The sequence below is a fragment of the Pseudomonas sp. ZS1P83 genome, assembly GCF_054897825.1.
In genome coordinates this window covers 5161037-5179834 of record NZ_CM142706.1, presented here as the reverse complement: position 1 = coordinate 5179834, position 18798 = coordinate 5161037, and the positions used below count along the sequence as shown (strand labels likewise).

Annotated in this window: 19 protein-coding genes; 9 read left to right on the top strand and 10 right to left on the bottom strand. The window is 57.0% G+C overall.

The genetic code is table 11. The features are described 5' to 3' along the window. Positions 1 to 307 precede the first annotated feature (307 nt). The 3 genes from ompR to ACYZT0_RS24325 all read left to right on the top strand — a co-directional run bounded on the left by ompR (position 308) and on the right by ACYZT0_RS24325 (position 4088). Positions 308 to 1048 (top strand): osmolarity response regulator transcription factor OmpR, encoded by a 741-nt coding sequence (gene ompR, locus ACYZT0_RS24335; RefSeq protein WP_008149284.1) that lies wholly within the window; start codon positions 308 to 310, stop codon positions 1046 to 1048. Between the two features lie 103 nt (positions 1049 to 1151). Beyond that, a complete protein-coding gene (locus ACYZT0_RS24330; protein ID WP_008149285.1) occupies positions 1152 to 2465 on the top strand; it encodes an ATP-binding protein in 1314 nt (437 codons plus the stop codon). Between the two features lie 354 nt (positions 2466 to 2819). Then, positions 2820 to 4088, top strand: a complete 1269-nt coding sequence (locus ACYZT0_RS24325) for an IS110 family RNA-guided transposase (RefSeq protein ID WP_462041914.1) — start codon at positions 2820 to 2822, stop codon at positions 4086 to 4088. Between the two features lie 53 nt (positions 4089 to 4141). On the opposite strand, the gene rimK is transcribed toward ACYZT0_RS24325, so the two are convergent. From rimK to rimA, 3 genes are read right to left on the bottom strand one after another with little or no spacing between them, the layout of a single operon-like run. After that, the gene (rimK, locus tag ACYZT0_RS24320) at positions 4142 to 5047 is read right to left on the bottom strand and encodes a 30S ribosomal protein S6--L-glutamate ligase (RefSeq protein WP_134419496.1); all 906 of its coding nucleotides are present in this window, start codon (positions 5045 to 5047) and stop codon (positions 4142 to 4144) included. Next, on the bottom strand, positions 5044 to 5523 hold the full coding sequence (rimB, locus tag ACYZT0_RS24315; RefSeq protein WP_008149289.1) for a retropepsin-like aspartic endopeptidase RimB: 480 nt from the start codon (positions 5521 to 5523) through the stop codon (positions 5044 to 5046). Before rimB ends, rimK begins: the two co-directional genes overlap by 4 nt. 16 nt (positions 5524 to 5539) lie before the next feature. Continuing rightward, a complete protein-coding gene (gene rimA, locus ACYZT0_RS24310) occupies positions 5540 to 6319 on the bottom strand; it encodes a S6 modification regulatory phosphodiesterase RimA (protein WP_462043339.1) in 780 nt (259 codons plus the stop codon). A 116-nt stretch (positions 6320 to 6435) separates the two neighbouring features. Between rimA and ACYZT0_RS24305 the strand changes: the two genes are divergently transcribed. The 3 genes from ACYZT0_RS24305 (at position 6436) to ACYZT0_RS24295 (ending at position 9644) form a co-directional block, all read left to right on the top strand. Continuing rightward, a complete protein-coding gene (locus tag ACYZT0_RS24305; protein WP_129439414.1) occupies positions 6436 to 6843 on the top strand; it encodes an RNA-binding S4 domain-containing protein in 408 nt (135 codons plus the stop codon). 174 nt (positions 6844 to 7017) lie between these two features. Beyond that, a complete protein-coding gene (hslO, locus tag ACYZT0_RS24300; RefSeq protein WP_462043338.1) occupies positions 7018 to 7920 on the top strand; it encodes an Hsp33 family molecular chaperone HslO in 903 nt (300 codons plus the stop codon). A gap of 182 nt (positions 7921 to 8102) precedes the next feature. Next, complete coding sequence (locus ACYZT0_RS24295; protein ID WP_462043337.1) at positions 8103 to 9644, top strand: phosphoenolpyruvate carboxykinase; 1542 nt, start codon at positions 8103 to 8105, stop codon at positions 9642 to 9644. Between the two features lie 75 nt (positions 9645 to 9719). On the opposite strand, the gene ACYZT0_RS24290 is transcribed toward ACYZT0_RS24295, so the two are convergent. The 3 genes from ACYZT0_RS24290 to ACYZT0_RS24280 form a co-directional block, all read right to left on the bottom strand. After that, on the bottom strand, positions 9720 to 10991 hold the full coding sequence (locus ACYZT0_RS24290) for a type II toxin-antitoxin system HipA family toxin (protein ID WP_462043336.1): 1272 nt from the start codon (positions 10989 to 10991) through the stop codon (positions 9720 to 9722). A 2-nt stretch (positions 10992 to 10993) separates the two neighbouring features. Continuing rightward, positions 10994 to 11482 (bottom strand): helix-turn-helix domain-containing protein, encoded by a 489-nt coding sequence (locus tag ACYZT0_RS24285; protein ID WP_462043335.1) that lies wholly within the window; start codon positions 11480 to 11482, stop codon positions 10994 to 10996. 217 nt (positions 11483 to 11699) lie between these two features. Further along, a complete protein-coding gene (locus tag ACYZT0_RS24280) occupies positions 11700 to 12053 on the bottom strand; it encodes a DUF1493 family protein (RefSeq protein WP_462043334.1) in 354 nt (117 codons plus the stop codon). 207 nt (positions 12054 to 12260) lie between these two features. On the opposite strand from ACYZT0_RS24280, the gene ACYZT0_RS24275 reads away from it, so the two are divergent. After that, positions 12261 to 13475 (top strand): S-type pyocin domain-containing protein, encoded by a 1215-nt coding sequence (locus ACYZT0_RS24275; protein WP_462043333.1) that lies wholly within the window; start codon positions 12261 to 12263, stop codon positions 13473 to 13475. Between the two features lie 15 nt (positions 13476 to 13490). Further along, entirely contained in the window at positions 13491 to 13730 is a 240-nt protein-coding gene (locus ACYZT0_RS24270; protein ID WP_462043332.1) for a pyocin S6 family toxin immunity protein, read from the top strand. Positions 13731 to 13889: 159 nt separating this feature from the next. Here ACYZT0_RS24270 and ACYZT0_RS24265 read toward each other — a convergent pair whose 3' ends face one another. The 4 genes from ACYZT0_RS24265 to ACYZT0_RS24250 all read right to left on the bottom strand — a co-directional run bounded on the left by ACYZT0_RS24265 (position 13890) and on the right by ACYZT0_RS24250 (position 16312). After that, positions 13890 to 14186 carry a hypothetical protein gene (locus ACYZT0_RS24265; RefSeq protein ID WP_462043331.1) on the bottom strand — a complete coding sequence of 99 codons (297 nt, stop codon included), beginning with the start codon at positions 14184 to 14186 and terminating at the stop codon, positions 13890 to 13892. A 34-nt stretch (positions 14187 to 14220) separates the two neighbouring features. Beyond that, positions 14221 to 15383, bottom strand: a protein-coding gene (locus ACYZT0_RS24260; RefSeq protein WP_462042754.1) for an IS3 family transposase whose coding sequence is annotated in 2 segments (ribosomal slippage) — positions 14221 to 15128 and positions 15128 to 15383 — 1164 coding nt in all. Because the reading frame shifts where the segments join, the coding sequence is not laid out codon by codon here. A gap of 373 nt (positions 15384 to 15756) precedes the next feature. After that, positions 15757 to 15936, bottom strand: a complete 180-nt coding sequence (locus ACYZT0_RS24255; protein ID WP_462043330.1) for an antitoxin PaaA2 family protein — start codon at positions 15934 to 15936, stop codon at positions 15757 to 15759. 82 nt (positions 15937 to 16018) lie between these two features. Beyond that, positions 16019 to 16312: a hypothetical protein gene (locus tag ACYZT0_RS24250; protein ID WP_462043329.1), complete on the bottom strand. Its 294-nt coding sequence runs from the start codon at positions 16310 to 16312 to the stop codon at positions 16019 to 16021. Between the two features lie 452 nt (positions 16313 to 16764). Here ACYZT0_RS24250 and ACYZT0_RS24245 point away from each other — a divergent pair, with 452 nt between their 5' ends. Next, positions 16765 to 18699: a RecQ family ATP-dependent DNA helicase gene (locus tag ACYZT0_RS24245; protein WP_462043328.1), complete on the top strand. Its 1935-nt coding sequence runs from the start codon at positions 16765 to 16767 to the stop codon at positions 18697 to 18699. Positions 18700 to 18798: the final 99 nt, after the last annotated feature.

Here is an 18798-nt window from a genome sequence, read left to right as displayed (position 1 = left end):
GGCGAGTCTGGTTGAGCGGCCTGGCCTGCGCCGCTACCTGGATCAACAGGCATCCCGTTGACCCGTGAAATCGAACAATTACTGCCATGGCCGTGAAAATAAATATCGGCCACTCGCAGCAATGATCAGACGTTGCCTGACACAAAAGGCCGCGCATTATACCCAGCGTTCTGTCATTCGGGGGCATCGCAGGCTGTAGGCAGAAAGGCCGGATTTCTGGCGGTGAAGGAAAAATCTGCTAACAATGCACACGGTGCGTATAACGGCAGCTACGCCATAATGCGCGCCGAGACCAAAGGAGCATCTAATGAGCAGCACTGCAAACATTGCTGAAGGCGAAAAAATTCTTATTGTTGACGACGATCCAGGGCTCAGCAGCCTGTTGGAACGCTTTTTCGTCAGCAAGGGCTACCGCGCCCGCGCCGTGCCGAACACTGAACAAATGGATCGCCTCCTGGCGCGTGAAGTGTTCAACCTGGTCGTCCTCGACCTGATGCTGCCCGGCGAAGACGGCTTGACCGCCTGCCGCCGCCTGCGCACCGCGAACAACCAGATTCCAATCATCATGCTGACCGCCAAGGGCGATGAGCTGAGCCGCATCAAGGGCCTCGAACTGGGCGCCGACGATTACCTGGCCAAGCCGTTCAACCCGGACGAACTGATGGCGCGTGTCAAAGCGGTCCTGCGTCGTCAGTCAGCCCCGGTACCGGGCGCTCCAGGCAGCGAAGACGAAAGCGTGACCTTCGGTGACTACGAACTGTCCCTGGCCACCCGCGAACTCAAGCGCGGCGACGAAGTGCACATGCTCACCACGGGTGAGTTTGCGGTGCTCAAGGCGTTGGTGATGAACGCACGCCAGCCTCTGACTCGCGACAAGCTGATGAACCTGGCCCGTGGCCGCGAGTGGGATGCCCTGGAGCGTTCCATCGACGTACAGATTTCCCGTCTGCGCCGGATGATCGAGCCCGATCCATCCAAGCCGCGCTACATCCAGACCGTTTGGGGCGTGGGTTACGTGTTCGTTCCGGATGGCGCCGCCACCAAGTGATCGGCGATTTGTAGGAGCGGGTCTTGCGGATGATGTTGTCCGCAGACTCGCGATCCGCAATATGCGAGCATCGCTCGCTCCTGCAAGTGTGTAGCGGTTATCCATGAAAACCCCTGTTTGGTTCCCCCAGAGTTTCTTCTCCCGCACCCTTTGGCTGGTGCTGATCGTCGTCCTGTTTTCCAAGGCGTTGACCCTGGTTTATCTGTTAATGAACGAAGACGTGCTGGTGGACCGCCAATACAGCCACGGCGTCGCCCTGACGTTACGCGCCTATTGGGCCGCCGATGAAGAAAACCGCACAAAGATTGCCGATGCCGCAACCCTGATCCGGGTAGTGGGCGCTGGCGTGCCGGAAGGCGAACAACACTGGCCTTACAGCGAGATCTACCAGCGGCAGATGCAGGCAGAGCTGGGAGCCGACACCGAAGTCCGATTACGCATGCATTCGCCACCGGCCCTGTGGGTGCGGGCGCCAAGCCTGGGTGATGGCTGGCTGAAAGTGCCGCTTTACCCGCATCCGTTGCGTGGCCAGAAAATCTGGAACGTACTCGGCTGGTTCCTCGCCATCGGCTTGCTGTCCACTGCGTCGGCATGGATCTTCGTCAGCCAGCTCAATCAACCGTTGAAACGTCTGGTGTATGCCGCGCGCCAACTCGGCCAGGGCCGCAGTGTGCGCCTGCCGATCAGCGACACGCCGAGTGAAATGACCGAGGTCTATCGCGCCTTCAACCAGATGGCCGAAGACGTCGAGCAAGCCGGCCGCGAGCGTGAGTTGATGCTGGCTGGGGTCTCCCATGACTTGCGCACACCCTTGACCCGTTTGCGGCTGTCTCTGGAGCTGATGGGCGACCATAGCGACCTGACAGACGACATGGTCCGCGACATCGAAGACATGGACGCGATTCTCGACCAGTTCCTGGCGTTTATCCGCGATGGGCGCGACGAGTCGGTGGAAGAGGTGGACCTGAGCGATCTGGTGCGCGAAGTCGCGGCGCCGTACAACCAGAACGAAGAGAAAGTGCGCCTGCGCCTGGAGCCGATTCAGCCGTTTCCGTTGCGTCGAGTGTCGATGAAGCGATTGCTGAACAACCTGATCGGCAACGCCTTGCATCACGCAGGCAGCGGGGTTGAGGTGGCGGCTTATGTGTCCGGGGATACCAGCGCGCCGTATGTGGTGCTGAGTGTCATGGACCGTGGGGCGGGGATCGATCCGTCGGAGCTGGAGGCGATCTTCAACCCGTTTACTCGTGGTGATCGTGCCCGGGGGGGCAAGGGGACAGGGTTGGGCTTGGCGATCGTGAAGCGGATTGCCTCGATGCATGGTGGGAATGTTGAGCTGCGTAACCGTTCTGGTGGTGGGTTGGAAGCGCGGGTGCGGTTGCCGCTTGGGTTGATGCTGCCGCGGGATGCGGTGTAAGAACTGGGGTTTGTGGTGGTGCTCATGGCCCCTTCGCGGGCAAGCCTCGCTCCTACAGTTGATGACAAATCCATGTAGGAGCGAGGCTTGCCCGCGATATAGGTAGTCCGTTCCTTTCTCTTCCATACTGACTTCGCTGGAAGTTGGCTGTCGGCGAGGAAGGAACATGCACCTGCGGGCTACGAATATGCTCGCGCAGCACTCGATGATTACGCCTTCACCTTCGAGTCCACAGGTGCGCTTGCGCCCTCTAACGAATTCTCAGGGAAAGCCCGACACGGCTCTCTATATCGCCTTCGCTGGACGCAAGCATGCATGTCCCTGCATGTACTTTAGCGCCTGTGGAGGTGTTCCATGCAAACGCTCCTGTCTCAGAATTTCACTGCTTATATCGGAATTGATTGGGCAGACGCCAAGCACGACATCTGTTTGCAGATTGCTGGAGAGGCGCAGCGGAGTTTCGAGGTCATCGACCACAAGCCCGAGTCGATTGATCGCTGGGCCAAGTCGCTGCATCAACGTTACGGTGGCCCGATCGCGATCGCCGTGGAGTTGAACAAAGGGCCACTGATAGCGGCTCTGCAAAAATATGAGTTTTTTTGTATCTTTCCGATCAATCCGAGCATCTTGGCCCGGCACCGTAAAACCTTCGTCCCCAGTGGCGCCAAGGATGATCCAACGGATGCTCAATGGGCGCTTGAGCTGTTGCTGAATCACCCCGAACGGTTTCCTCAACTGGTCCAGCAAAGCTCCGCCATGCGTTCGCTCGCCAGCCTGACCGAACATCGCCGCGGGTTGGTCGATGACCGGGTCAAGATCAGCAATCGTCTGGTCTGCATGCTCAAACAGTATTATCCGTTGGCTCTTGAGCTGTTTCATGACCATGACACGCTGGTTTTCTGTGAGTTTTTGGCGCGCTGGTCGACATTTGAAGTGCTTAAGCACGCTCGGCCAGCCAGCGTTTTGAAGTTCCTTCACGCGCATAATGTTCGCCATGCTGAGCTCAATCAGCAGCGTTTGGCATTGATCGCCAAAGCCATGCCGTTGACTGAAGATCCAGGCGTGGTCAGTCCTTCAGCGCTGTATGTGCTGGCCCTGGTCTCGCAACTGAAAGGGGTCATCACGGCGATCAAAGATTTTGATCGGGAGATCGAAAAAACTGCCAACACCCTGGCCGACTATCGACTCTTCAAGGCCTTGCCCGGCGCGGGACAGCAGCTTGCACCACGGTTGATGGTCGCCTTTGGTGAGCAGCGTGATCGCTTCAAGGATGCCAGTGCTGTGCAGCGATATGCCGGGATTGCCCCGGTCACCGAACGCAGTGGCAAGAAAAAAGTCGTCCACTGGCGCTATCAATGCGCAACTTTTTTGCGCCAGACCTTTGTTGAGTGGGCTGCACACAGCATCAATCAATCGGTGTGGGCAGAGGCTTATTATCGCCAGCAAAGGGCCAAAGGCTGCTCATACCAAGCGGCCCTCAGGGCCCTGGCGTTCAAGTGGATCCGGATCGTTTATCAGTGCTGGAAGAGCAGCACCGTGTACGACGAAAAGGTTTATTTACAAGCCTTGCTCCGGCACGGCTCACCGTTGACCAGCGAGCCGGACACAGCAAAACCGTGTTGACGGAAAGGCTCAGGGCGTGAAGGCGGCCTTCCGACCGCCATGAATTTCAGGGTTTAACCTTTTCCTTTGGTCCGAGTCATATTCGGCCCACCATTCTTCTCAAGATGCTCAATGATGATTCCCGCCACGTTCTTGCTAGTGGTGGTTTCAATCCCTTCCAACCCCGGCGACGAATTCACTTCCATCACCAGCGGGCCATGATTGGAACGCAGGATGTCCACGCCCGCCACTGCCAAACCCATCACCTTCGCCGCACGCAATGCGGTCATGCGTTCTTCCGGCGTGATCTTGATCAGGCTGGCGGTGCCACCACGATGAAGGTTGGAGCGAAACTCCCCAGGCTTGGCCTGGCGCTTCATCGCCGCGATCACCTTGTCGCCCACCACGAAGCAGCGAATGTCCGCCCCGCCGGCTTCCTTGATGTATTCCTGAACCATGATGTTTTGCTTCAGGCCCATGAACGCTTCGATTACCGACTCCGCCGCCGTCGCCGTTTCACACATCACCACGCCGATGCCCTGAGTGCCTTCCAGCACCTTGATCACCAGCGGCGCGCCGTTGACCATCTCGATCAAGTCGGGAATGTCGTCCGGGGAGTGCGCAAAACCAGTGACCGGCAAACCAATGCCCCGGCGCGAAAGCAATTGCAGGGACCGCAGTTTGTCTCGCGAGCGAGCGATGGCCACCGATTCGTTGAGTGGAAAAACACCCATCATTTCGAACTGGCGCAACACCGCGCAACCATAAAACGTCACCGACGCGCCAATCCGCGGTATCACCGCATCGAAACCTTCCAGCGGCTTGCCACGATAGTGGATCTGCGGCTTGTGGCTGGCAATGTTCATGTAGGCGCGCAGGGTGTCGATCACCACCATTTCATGGCCACGCTCGGTACCGGCTTCGACCAGACGACGAGTGGAATACAAACGCGGGTTCCGCGACAGCACAGCGATCTTCATGCAACACCTGTGGAGGAGGTAGATACCGGGAACACCGGCTTGTCTTGTACGTATTTAATGCCCGGATTGACCACCAACTGGCCGTCGATCAAGGCTTTGGAACCGAGTAACAGGCGATAACGCATGGACTTGCGACAGGCGAGGGTGAACTCGACCCGCCAGACCCGATCACCAAGGGCCAGGGTGGTGCTGACCACGTAACGCATCTGCGCGTGGCCGTTGGAGCTTTTGATAGTTTTCATTGTCACCAAGGGTGCTTCGCAGCGCCGGTGACGCAGTTGCACTACGGTGCCCAAGTGAGCAGTAAAGCGCACCCACTGTTCCCCGTCGCGCTCGAATGGCTCGATATCGGTGGCATGCAGGCTGGAGGTGCTGGCGCCGGTGTCGATTTTTGCGCGCAGGCCCGCGACTCCCAAATCCGGGAGCGCCACCCACTCGCGCAGACCGACAACGGTCAAATGGTCAAATGTCTTCAATAGGAAAAACCGGCGATTAACGCGTCCAGGTCCCAGGCGTTACTTGGGCCAACGCTTTGAATGCGGGCTTGGCGAACCAGTAACCCTGCATCAGAAAAATTCCACAGTCCGCCAGGAAATCCCGTTCTCCGGCGCTTTCGATCCCTTCGGCAATGACTGTAACGTTCAGCTCCGCACAGATTGTGACAACCCCTCGAACGATAGCCTGACGAACACGATCGCGGTCGACATCGCGGATCAGTGCCATGTCGAGTTTGATCAGGTCCGGTTGGAAATCAGCAAGCAGATTGAGCCCCGAGTAGCCCGCGCCGAAATCGTCGATGGCGGTCTTGAAGCCGAATTCGCGGTATTCACGCAGAATATTGGTCAAATGGCGATAGTTATCTACGTGCTGGCTTTCCAGGGTTTCGAAAATTAGCCGGTCGATGGGGAAGTTGTGTTTTTTCGCGGCTTCCAGTGTGCTTCGAATACACAGTTCCGGGCGGTACACGGCGTTGGGCATGAAGTTGATCGACAGATGCGTCTGCATCCCTAGATTCGCCGCGCCTTCAATGGCTCGGGTCCGGCAGAGCTGGTCGAAGCGGTAGCGGTTGTCCTCAGTGATCTGATCGAGAACCGACAGTGCACCCTCACCCTTTACACCGCGCACGAGTGCCTCATGGGCGAAAATCGACTGATCTCGCAAATCGACGATGGGTTGGTAGGCAAAGGTAAAATCGAAGCCCAGGGGCTCACTTTGCTGGCAACCCTGGCAACCGCCGTTGGGCGAGGTCAATGAAGACGGAAATATAGTCACTCGATCACTCCATGCCGGTGAGCCGGCCAAGTCGACATTCTATCTGGAGGGCCGAGTTCTTGCGCCCGACAGAAACGGTAGTACAGTTCCGACTATGGGCTAAAAGAGGAATTCAAGTGGCACAAAAACAGGAAGAGGACGACAAGGTCCGTCTCGATAAATGGTTGTGGGCTGCGCGTTTTTATAAAACACGTGCCTTGGCCAAAGCGGCGATAGAAAGTGGCAAGGTGCATTGCCGGGGGGAGCGCTGCAAACCGGGCAAAGAGCCGAGGATCGGCGACGAGTTTCAGATTCGCGCAGGGTTCGAGGAACGCACGGTGGTGGTTCAGGCGTTATCGATCGTACGCCGAGGCGCGCCAGAGGCTCAGGCGCTCTACGCCGAAACCGACGCCAGCATCGCCAAGCGCGAGGCGGCCGCGGCCATGCGAAAGGCCGGTTCGCTGGGCGTGAGCACCGATGGCAAACCGAGCAAGAAGCAGCGACGGGATTTGTTCAAGTTTCGTGGAAGCAGCAACGATGAGTAAGTCAGTTGCTTCTGTGTTGCCTGTGAAACAGCCTTCGCGAGCAAGGCTTGGAACAAACCCGGATTGTTCATAAAATGCCTTCCATGGCTGAACATCGCGCACCCAAAGGGTTTTGCAGAGGCGCAATTTTCACTTTTAAAAATCATCTTGTTATTACTTCAGATACCCAGACCTATGACCGATTTACCGGATACCGACTACACCCAACGCTTCATCTTCGATGACAGCGACACCCGCGGCGAGCTGGTTGCGTTGGAGCGTAGCTACGCCGAAGTCCTCGCCAAACACGCCTATCCGGAGCCGGTTGCACAACTGCTCGGCGAGCTGATGGCGGCGGCGTCGTTGTTGGTCGGCACCTTGAAGTTCGATGGCTTGCTGATTCTCCAGGCCCGTTCCGAAGGCCCGATCCCGTTGCTGATGATCGAGTGCTCCAGCGAGCGAGAAATCCGTGGTCTGGCCCGATACGAAGCCGACCAGATCGCTCCCGACGCGACCCTCGCCGACCTGATGCCCAATGGCGTATTGGCGCTGACCGTCGACCCGACCCAAGGCCAGCGTTACCAGGGCATCGTCGACCTCGATGGCGAAACCCTGTCGGAGTGCTTCACTAACTACTTCGTCATGTCCCAACAAGTTGGTACGCGTTTCTGGCTGTACGCCGATGGTCGTCGCGCCCGTGGCCTGCTGCTGCAGCAATTGCCCGCCGACCGTCTGAAAGACGAAGAAGAACGCGCCGCCAGCTGGCAGCACATCACCGCGCTGGGCAGCACCCTGACTGCCGATGAATTGCTGAGCCTGGACAACGAAACCGTGCTCCATCGTCTGTATCACGAAGAGCAGGTTCGTCTGTTCGATGTGCAGAAACTGCGCTTCCGTTGCAGCTGCTCTCGCGAACGTTCTGCCAATGCGCTGGTCAGCTTGGGTCTGGAAGATGCCCAGTCGCTGGTGATCGAACACGGCGGCCACATCGAGATCGATTGCCAGTTCTGCAACCAGCGCTACCTGTTTGATGCCGCAGATATCACTCAATTGTTCGCTGGCGCGGGTGTCGATACGCCGTCAGATACCCGGCACTAAACCGGTTCAGCGCAGGTAAATTCACTGCTTAACGCCGCAATAACGCCGTTACGACGGGAGGGCCCTACTATTTTTGGGCGTTTCTGGCATAATCCGGCCCACTTTTTGTCGCGGTAGTAGTGCTCGACTTTCTACTACAAAACGTTTGGAGCACACTCGGCCACTGGCCGACGGGGAATCTCATGACGCAAGCCAATAACGCCGTGTACACCGATCTGAGTGTTGATGATCTGGTAAAAGAAGCCCTGAGTCGCGGTGAGGGCGAGCTTGCCGATACCGGCGCGCTGGTTGTTCGCACTGGTCACCGCACCGGTCGTTCGCCAGTCGATCGTTTCATCGTAGAAGAGCCTTCCACCCAGGCCGCCATTGCCTGGGGCCCGATCAACCGCAAGTTCCCGGCCGACAAGTTCGACGCCCTGTGGGCTCGCGTCGAGGCGTTCAACAACGCGCAAGAGCATTTCGTTTCCCACGTGCATGTAGGTGCGGCTGAAGACCACTACCTGGCCGTGAAGATGACTACCCAGACTGCCTGGCAGAACCTGTTCGGCCGTTGCCTGTTCATCAACCCGGAAAAGTACAACCCAGCTGGCCGTGATGAGTGGCAAGTGCTCAACGTTGCCAACTTCGAGTGCGTGCCAGAGCGTGACGGCACCCACTCCGACGGTTGCGTGATCCTCAACTTCGCTCAGAAGAAAGTGCTGATCGCCGGCATGCGTTACGCCGGTGAAATGAAGAAAGCCATGTTCTCGGTGCAGAACTTCCTGCTGCCGGCTGCCGACGTGCTGCCAATGCACTGCGCCGCCAACATCGGCGAAGAGGGCGACGTGACCCTGTTCTTCGGTCTGTCCGGCACCGGCAAGACCACCTTGTCCGCCGATGAAAGCCGTTACCTGATCGGTGACGACGAGCACGGCTGGGGTGAAGGCGTTGTCTTCAACATCGAAGGCGGCTGCTACGCCAAGTGCATCGACCTGTCCGAGAAGAACGAGCCGGTCATCTGGAAAGCCATCAAGCACGGCGCAGTCCTGGAAAACGTCGTTATCGATGACGCCAAGCACGCCGATTACGCCGATGTCAGCCTGACCCAGAACAGCCGTGCCGCCTACCCGCTGGAGCACGTTGCCAAACGTTCCGAGAAAAACCTCGGCGGCGAGCCAAACGCTGTGATCTTCCTGACCTGCGACTTGACCGGCGTGCTGCCGCCCGTGTCGATCCTCAGCGAAGAACAAGCGGCCTACCACTTCCTGTCCGGCTACACCGCACTGGTGGGCTCGACCGAAATGGGTTCCGGCAGTGGCATCAAATCGACCTTCTCCACCTGCTTCGGCGCACCGTTCTTCCCGCGTCCGGCTGGCGAATACGCAGAACTGCTGATCAAACGTATCCGCGGCTTCGGCTCGAAGGTTTACCTGGTTAACACCGGTTGGACTGGCGGCGGCTACGGCGTTGGCAAGCGTTTCAACATCCCGACCACTCGTGGCGTGATCGCAGCAATCCAGAGCGGCGCGTTGATTGGTGTTGAAACCGAGCACCTGGACACCATCAACCTCGACGTGCCATTGACTGTGCCGGGCGTTGAGACTGGCCTGTTGAACCCACGTAATACCTGGGCTGACAAGGCTGCTTACGATGAAGCCGCTAAAGCACTGGCCGGGTTGTTTGTTGAGAACTTCAAGAAGTTTGAAGTGAGCGACGCGATCAAGGCTGCTGGGCCGAAGTTGTAAGCGTTGGTTTGATGTAGTGAAAAAGCCGTCCTTTGGGGCGGCTTTTTTGTGGGCGAGAGAAGAATAGTAAGGAGGTCAATTGCCAGAGAGGCGAAACGCCGGAGCCATATTGTCTTGCTCACGCTTTGACAGCCCGATTGCGCCCGCCAGCGTTGGCCATTGGCTGACGACTTCTTGGAAGCTCTCAATAATTTCTTCCGCATCTGCACGGCTGACCCGAAAGTATTCGGCCACTTCGCGGGCGAGTTCGAGATCCAGCGCGTTGTCGGCGTCTGTGATGTTGAGCTTCAACCCATCGGCGTTCGCAACTGGGTTCATGTCGTAGGCGTCAGACAGGCGCCACCCCCGACCGGGATCAAGGAGAAAACCGTGGTTGCGCATGTGGTCGTCAGTATTGGAGACCAGGATGTTGAACACGATGCGAGACCACAACTCGCGAAGATCTTCGTCGGGTTCTGAGCCGTGCTCCATGAGTACTTCTGCCAGCTCCAAGTAGCTGGCGCCTACCGATGCATCGTCACCGTCCACGCGATCGGTCATGGTCATGGCTGAGGCGAAATGTAGTCGGCCACCCGTTTCGGTGCGGTCGAAGCGCTTGACCATGAAGCAGTGATGGTCGCTCGCGTAGCGTCGTGCAATACCGGTCGCCACTCGTAGACCGCATTGATTCGCCAGGGCATTCACCACCAACTCCCACCCGCCGACGTCATAGTCGTCGCGAGTGCTCGGAAACTTGGCGATCCACAGATGACCACGTTTATCAGCAACGCTGGCCTTGGGCCTGGCACCGCCCAGTGAGCCACCGGGTGCGATCAACATTCTCAGCCACTCGCGCCCGTCGAGTGATGTGTTGTCTGGATCGTTTTCCAACGCTCGACTTGCCTGCTCCAACGCACTTAATTCAATAAAGGGTGGGGCTGCCAACCCATCGCGATCATCCAGGAAATTGCCTTCGTCATTGAGCTTGTAGCGGATCGCTCCGACCCGATAGAGGTCATGAACGCCTAGAAGGAAATCTGACTCGTACAACTTGGTGCCTTTAGGGGCCAACCCGTCACGGATGTCTCGTTCCAGCCGCCGCTTCATCAGCATTTGGCCCCATCGATCCGGGCTTGAATCGGCAAAAACACCGAACCGGGACTGATGTTGGCCTGGGAACTGTCGCCCTTCAAAGAGGCCAATTCGAGGATCCAGCGATGTGAAGCTCAACTCGGGATCGGCCAAAGCCGCCGCGTCGTACTCAAACTCGAACACGTTGGTGGCGCGAGCCTTTCTGGCATGTAGGAACCCTAAGCGCCTTGGCCCGTTCAAGGACTCCCAATCGGCATACACCGCGATCAGTGTCATTTTTAATCCGTCGTAGGTTTAGGTTTTTTCTTGGTTAACAAACTGGATAAAGAGTGGGTGTTCAAAGGGAAATCATCGGCAAGATTCGATTTGGAAATGGGACTTTCTAACGCCTCCGTCTCCCGTTCACGAATAGGTGGCGATAACTTCGCTGGGAGCGCCCTGCGTGCCCGTTGGCGTTTACTGGTAGCGAGGTTTGCTCCTGAGGTTAATTGAGCGTCTTGCAGTTGGCGCCCCAGCTCATCCACCGCCGCGAGCTTGCTCAAGTCTTTCTCCAAGCCCAGCACCTGCATCACTGACAAATAAGCCCCCATTGTCACGCCTGACCCGCCTGACTCTAGAGAGCGCAGCGTTGTCAGTGACATGCCAGCTCTCTCAGCGACCTGCTTAGCTGTCAGCTTGCGGCGCAGCCGAGCGAGTTTCAGCCGCTCACCAAACTCAGAGAGCAGCTTGGCTGCTGCGGGCAGGAGCGGCGCTGTTTTCTTAGCCATGTGCCATTATTCCTTCATTTTTAAGCCTAAACTGCCAGAATAATAGCACTTATGTATTGATATGCAGGACTGACTCGATGAATTGCGAAATACGGCCTGCTCTGTCCAACTACTCCGGTTTACGCGGTTTGAATGGGATTTGATAGATTGCGAAAACTGTCATTATTCCAACTGAAATCACGCTAAACAGGCAGAATAATGGCACTTATGCGTTCGGCTAGATGCTTTCCAATGCCTGCGTATCCCACCGTTGCACCTTGATCGCTTTGTAGAGCATGCCGATAGTCAGCGGGACTTTGTCGCCACGACCCTTGGCCCTGCGCTTGAGGAACACATCAAATCCCTCAGGTTGAAAGTAGCGATAGGTGTCGTAGTCGATGAAGTCGATGGCGAATTGTTCTTCCAGTGCTTCCATCAGGTGTCGTGCATCAGCGCCGTCGCAACCCAGGTCGAAGTTGATCGAGGTGGTAAGGCTGATGGTTTTGCGTTCGGGCAGGCCGAGTTCTTCGTGCAGCAGCTGCATGAGCAGGTGCATGGCGTGGTCGTCGGGGAAGTTGGTGGCGAGGTTCATGCTGCATCATCCGTAAGGGCATGCCGATGAGGCGGCTTCGGCCTGATTTTGCGGCAAGTTTAGAGCGTAATCATCAGTAATTGGTGATGAAGAACAATCGCACGGCAGTTTCAGATTCACCCTACAACCGCATCCTCAAGCACTCGGTAACGTCACCGACCTCAGCTTTCAGCTGGGAGTTTTTAGTGGTGACCGAGAGGGAGACGGATGACCAGAAGCAAGGACACACCACAAGTGTGGCAACACTACGACACCGATGGAGGGGGTGACCGTCGGCTACGGGACATGACCGCTAGCGAATTGGCGGAGAGGGAGTCCAGGCAAAAAGCCTACGAATCCATGCTCGACAGGCAGGATGTATTTGAAAAGAGTCGAGAGGTGGAGTTTCAGAAAAAGCACCAGTCACTCGCAGGCTGCGTAGTTGCCAAGTCCTGCAAGTTGCCGGACTCAATCATCGACTACGTCAGTCCATCTGGATTTGTGCCCACGGACAGCGTCAATGAATATGGCGACTTCACCTTGCTGGGAGGACGTCAGGCAGATTACTCCGGCTGTTTGCCGCTCAAGAAAATCAGTGGTGTTTTGCCGGCAGGCATCGGCTCTTTGGCGCTGGGTGGTGTAGCGATTGCTCCGGCAGCGGCCTCCGTCGTAAGTACTGGCGCTGGAGTAGTCACCGCTGGCGTTGCTGCGGGTGCATTGGTGGGCTTGGTTGCGTTGCTTGCCCCATCGAGTCTGGGCGACGGTGCGTTGTATACCGATGATCAACTCAGGTCACTCAAACAAGCGCGAACGCGAGTCCGGCTGCGCGTGGAAGAGCAGGCTGACGGTACGCTCAAAGGCTACGGGTACAACACTCAGAGTCGGCGTGATTGGGAGATGATCCCCGTCGTGACGTTTGAGGCGCGTGGTGCTCAGCATGTGGCCAATTTTGGTAACGGTGTTGAACTGATCTGGACGCCCGAAGAAAACCCAGCGGATACATTGGGTATCCCTGCGTTAGAAGCGGCTCCCCAAGCGCCGCAAGTCTGGATTTTTCCGCCGACTGAAGCGGCTGACACCATCATCGTCAGCCCGGTTTATCCACCGGAGTATCAGGACTTCATTCTGGTGTTTCCGGCTGATTCGGGGGTTCAGCCGCTGTACATTGTGCTCAATGTTCCGGGGGAATTTGGCTATCACGCCGCTCCTGATTTGCTACCCGCTTTTTCAGATGCCGTGAGTGTTCGCCCTAAGTCGACAGTTCAAGGCGGTGGGAAAAAACGGGATCGTTGGAAAGACCGGAAAGGTAGGATTTATGAATGGGACTTTCAGCACGGAGCAGTAGAGATCTATGACAGGCAAGGTAAGCACTTAGGTGAGTTCAACGCTGATACGGGCGAGCAAAACAAGCCAGCAAAACCCGGAAGAACCACACCAAAATGAACTGAGAGGTCACTTATGTACTTACGCATAACAGGCTTTTTTCCAGAGCCCGACGATGATGATTCTTTGCAGTACAAACGAGTCATACAGAAAGATTTAGAGCCATCAGTATTTGAGGTAATGGGCTGGTCTTCACTTGAAGATGGTTTGGGTGGGCAGTCAGAACTAACGTCCGAGCAGGTGAAGCGTATGGCTGAAGTTCTTGGGGAGCCTGCGATAGAAAGGCTAAGTCTTTTCATCGGGAGTCACTCGTAGACTCGGCGTCTCGATGCAGAAGGCTAAACCATGAATTTTTCGGTGAGGGGTTTTCATCCGGATAAGGATGAATTGGTATTTGAATAGAACATTAGTTTGACGCTCTGCGTCACGGTGGACGCATTCCCACGCAGAGGTGGGAATGATCTTGGCTCGGCGTCAGGTTGGTGCTTTCCAGCCCATCATGCGTTGTTGGGCGACTTTCAGTAGGTCGCAGCCGTCCTGAGTCAACAGATAGAGGGCGTGGGTGATGTGCGGAATGTCTTCGACGTCACCGTTCTTGAAGCATTGGCAATGGAGGGTTTTGAGTAGATCACTGGACGCTCGGATGCGCTGGAGAGCGGCTTCGAGGATGTCCTGGGGATCGGCCTCTGTGTCGATGATCAGGGGCGGGGAATCGGTGAGGTTGGTTTGGAGTGGGCGGTAGCGATCGGTGAACGGGTTCAATTTATTCATTTTATGTATTCTCAAATGCATCAAATTGTAGTGGTCAACTAATCCCGGACACGACGTTAAGTTTTTCTTCGGCCCGAGCTGGCGCCAGCCCACCGTTGAATTGATGGGGCCGAATCCAGTTGTACCGATGCATCAAGAAATGACTGATATCGCGTTGGGCTTCTTGAGCCGTCCTGTAGCCCGTGGTCGGTATCCATTCGGTTTTCAAGCTGCGGAACACGCGCTCCATCGGCGCGTTGTCCCAGCAATTCCCCCGACGACTCATGCTCTGACGCATGCGATAACGCCACAGTCGCTGGCGAAATAAACGACTCGCATACTGCGACCCTTGATCCGAGTGAAACAGCAGCCCCTGAGGCCTTCCCCGTTGTTCGTAAGCCATATCCAGCGCCTTGATAACCAGCTCGGCGTCCGGCTTTTCCGATAGCGCCCAGCCCACCACCCGACGCGCGCAAAGGTCCATCACGACAGCCAGATAGTGCCATTTCCCCTGAGCCCAAATGTAGGTGATGTCGCCGCACCACACTTGGTTGGGTGCCGGGACATCGAACTCCCGATTCAAGATATTCGGGATATCCAACCGTTCAACCGTTGCCCGTTTGTAAGCATGAGAACCTGGCTGTTTGCTGACGAGGTCAAGCTCACGCATCAAGCTGCGCACTTTGAACCGACCGAGTTGCTCACCATCGTCACGCATCAACGAGAGGATGCTACGGCTGCCGGCAGCACTGCGACTTTGTGAAAACAACTCGCTCACCCGGCTGCGCAACCGAAGCCGTTCGACATCCGGCGTTCGGTGCTTGAGGCGGTGGGCGTAGTAACTTGATCGATTGATCTCAAACACTTTGCACAGCCAATCAATCGGCTCATGGACGCTCAGCTGATGGATCAGCGCGTACGCTCGTGATCTTCCGACATCAAGAGCGCGGTAGCCTTTTTTAATATCGATTTTTCCCGTTCAAGGCGGGTAATTCGGGCTTCCAACTCCTGAATTTTTTGCTGTTCCGGTGTCAGCGCTTTGCTCTGCGGGGTGACTCCTTGGTGTTCCTGCTGAACCTGGTCGACCCAGCGGCGTAGTGCCGACTCGCCGACACCGAGTGAACGGCTGGCTTCGATGTAGCTGTAGTTTTGCTTGAGCACGAGGTCGGCAGCCTCGCGTTTGAATTCAGCAGAAAAGGAACGGCGTTGTTTGGTCATCTGACACCTCGATCTGGCGAGCATTCTCGCCTAAATGGGTGTCCGGTTTCATTAGACCACTACAGATGAAACCACCACCATCGTGACCAAGCGATGGAGGCGGACTGTGTTCGGGTTGGTCAACCGGAGGAATACATAAGACCGGCACGCCATAAGGCGTCCCAAACACAGCCACCATATAGCGTGCAGACACTTGAGGTGCCGGCAGCATACAACGGACGCATTTATGTATTCCATCGAGTGACCAAGCCCGAGTCGCTGAATTGGCAGCGACAGTCCGACTATAGGTGCGAGTCGCCGGTCGGCGATAGGCGACAAGGTGTCTTCGGTTGTAGGAATGGGAGGAAGCTTTGATAGGTCGTTGCCTACGGACTTATCCCTGCCGCAATTTCTCGCGTTTGATTGCCATCAGGCGTTTGGCTTCTTCATCCGGAATGCTGGGGCGAGGGTCGTCGAGGCTGGCTTGTACTTGTGCTCTGAACCATGCGTCGTAGTTCGCTCTGTTAAGCCGTTTTTCAGTGTCGGTTTGAGTGTCGGGCGATTCGTTTTTCATCGGGCACACCGTGTCATCGTTCATCGCGAGCAAGCTCGCTCCCACAGGGGAATGTGGTTTGGGTTGGGATTGGTTTTTGGCATCAGGCTGCGGTGGTTTTTGGGAGGCGTTGCCGGGCGACTTCAAGCAATTCATTACCGTCTTGGGTCAGCAGGTACAGCGCATTGACGATGTTGGGAATGTCGCTCGCATCCGCTTGTTTGAAACACAGGCAATACAACGTATCGAGCAGGTCGCTGGCGGCGCGGATGCGTTGGCGGGCGGCGTCGAGGATTTCGTGAGGGTCGGCTTCTGTATCGATGACCAGCACGGGGGTGTCGCTGTAGCGGGATTTGAGCGGGCGATAGCGTTCTGTAAACGTGTGGAATGAGTTCATCGAGGTTCGTCCTGTGCGAAATCGGGAGGTGGCTCCCGGCAGGCCGAGACACTGTTTTCAGCCGCGCCGCAGACTATAGAAGGGCACGACGCCGCGCGGCAATACGGCTTCGATGGACAGGTTTTGTAGGGGTTTTACATGCCGTTTCGGACCGGACCTACACGTTTTCCGAGGTTTTTTACGCCTAAACCCTGAGACGGCAATTTCCTACGGGTTTGTCAGGCGCGGCGCGCTAAGCCTCTGCATGGTGCGCGTCAGAATCAGTAGGACGTTTCGAAACGTCCGTCCAACGCTTAGAGGGAATTGACTGATCGTTCCCACGTAGAGCGTGGAAACGATCGCCGACAACACGCTGTATCATCCCGTATCGTTTTGGTCCCCGACCTTTTCTCGACTCGTTGCGTTTGCCGGCTAGGCTTTGGGCTTCGCAGCGGTCAACGGAGTGACAGCTTATGCACAACACCCTGGAACAGGTTTTCGGTTATCCACAGTTTCGGCCCGGCCAGGAAGCGGCGATCAGCGCGGTGTTGGCCGGGCGCTCGGCGGCGGCGATTTTCCCTACCGGTTCAGGCAAGTCCCTTTGTTATCAATTGCCGGCGTTGTTGCTACCGCACCTGACGCTGGTGGTCTCGCCGCTGCTGGCGTTGATGCAGGATCAGTTGGCGTTCCTGCAGCGGCACGGCATTGCGGCGGGCAGTATCGATTCGGCCCAGAGCCGCGATGACGCCAGCGACGTGATGGCTCGGGCCAAGTCTGGCGAGCTGAAGATTTTGATGATCTCCGTGGAGCGCCTGAAGAACGAGCGTTTCCGCAATTTCTTGCAGCAGGTGCCGATCTCGTTGCTGGTGGTGGACGAGGCGCACTGCATCTCGGAATGGGGCCACAACTTCCGCCCCGACTATCTCAAGCTTCCGGATTATCAGCGCCAGTTCAACATCCCACAGGCGTTGCTGCTGACCGCCACCGCGACACCCAAAGTGATCGCTGACATGGAGGCCAAGTTCGCCATCGCCCCCGACGATGTGGTGACCACCGGTTTCTATCGGCCGAACCTCAATCTGTTGGTCGAGCCGGTGCGCGGTCAGGACAAGCGACGACGCCTTGTCGAATGGATGAGTCAGCGTCCCGACCAGCCTAGCATCGTCTACGTCACCTTGCAGAAAACTGCCGAGCACATTGCCGAACATTTGACTCGCAACGGCATTCAGGCCGAGGCCTATCACGCCGGTCTGCCCCACGAACAACGCGAAGCAATCCAGCGCCGGTTCATGGGCGGGCAATCCAATTGCATCGTTGCCACCATCGCGTTCGGCATGGGCATCGACAAGAGCGACATCCGCAACGTGGTGCATTTCGACCTGCCCAAATCGATCGAAAACTACAGCCAGGAAATCGGCCGCGCCGGGCGTGACGGGCAGCCATCCGACTGCCTGGTGTTGGCCAACCGCGACAGCCTCAACGTGCTGGAAAACTTCGTCTACGGCGATACGCCTGAGCTGGATGGCATCCGCTACGTGCTCGACGAGTTGCAAGCCGCCGCCCCCGAGGGGCAGTGGGAGTTTCTGTTGGGGCCGCTGGCGGACCAAAGCAACATCCGCCAATTGCCGCTCAAGACCTTACTGGTGCAGTTGGAACTGCGCGGGATCATCGCTCCGCGTTACGCCTATTACGCTGAATACCGCTTCAAGTACTTGCAGGAGCCCGAGGCCTTGCTGGCCCGCTTCGAGGGTGAGCGCAAAGACTTCGTTGCAGCGATCATTCAGACCTCAAGCCGCGCGCGGACCTGGGCCACGGTGAATTTCGACGCGCTTTACGAACAGCATCAAGCCGAGCGCAATCGGGTGGTCAAGGCGCTGGATTATTTCCAGGAAAAGGGCTGGGTCGAGCTCGAAAGCAAGCAAATGACCGAGGTCTACAGCCTGCTGCAAACGGACTTTGACAGCCAGGCCTTGAGCGCCGAGTTACACGCCTATTTCACTCGGCACGAGCGCACCGAGATCGCGCGGATTCACGCCATGCTGGAGCTGTTCGCCACAGAACATTGCCTGGGTTATCGCCTGGCCGAGTACTTCGGCGATGAAAACGCACCTCGGCAGTGCGGACATTGTTCGGTGTGTCACGGGGATGTGGCGCGATTGCCCGCGCCACCGGAATTGCCAGCGCTTGTGGATAAAAACTTCGAAGCGTTGTGCGGTGATTTTATCCACAGGCACGAGCAGCACGCCGGCAACGTTCCGTCGGCGGAGCGCGTGACGCGGTTCTTATGCGGTATTAGCGTGCCGCTGTTTACCAAGCTCAAGGCACGGTCGATTCCCGGGTTTGCGGCGCTGGAGGATTATCCCTATGGCGAGGTGCGGGCGTGGGCCGAGGCGCATTTACCTGCGTAGATCCATCCGCTGAATGCTGCTCATCACAGGAATAAATTTCAAAAATGCGCGGCGCCTGACTATGGTGAAGGCTGTCTTTGGATCGCCAACAAGAGAACA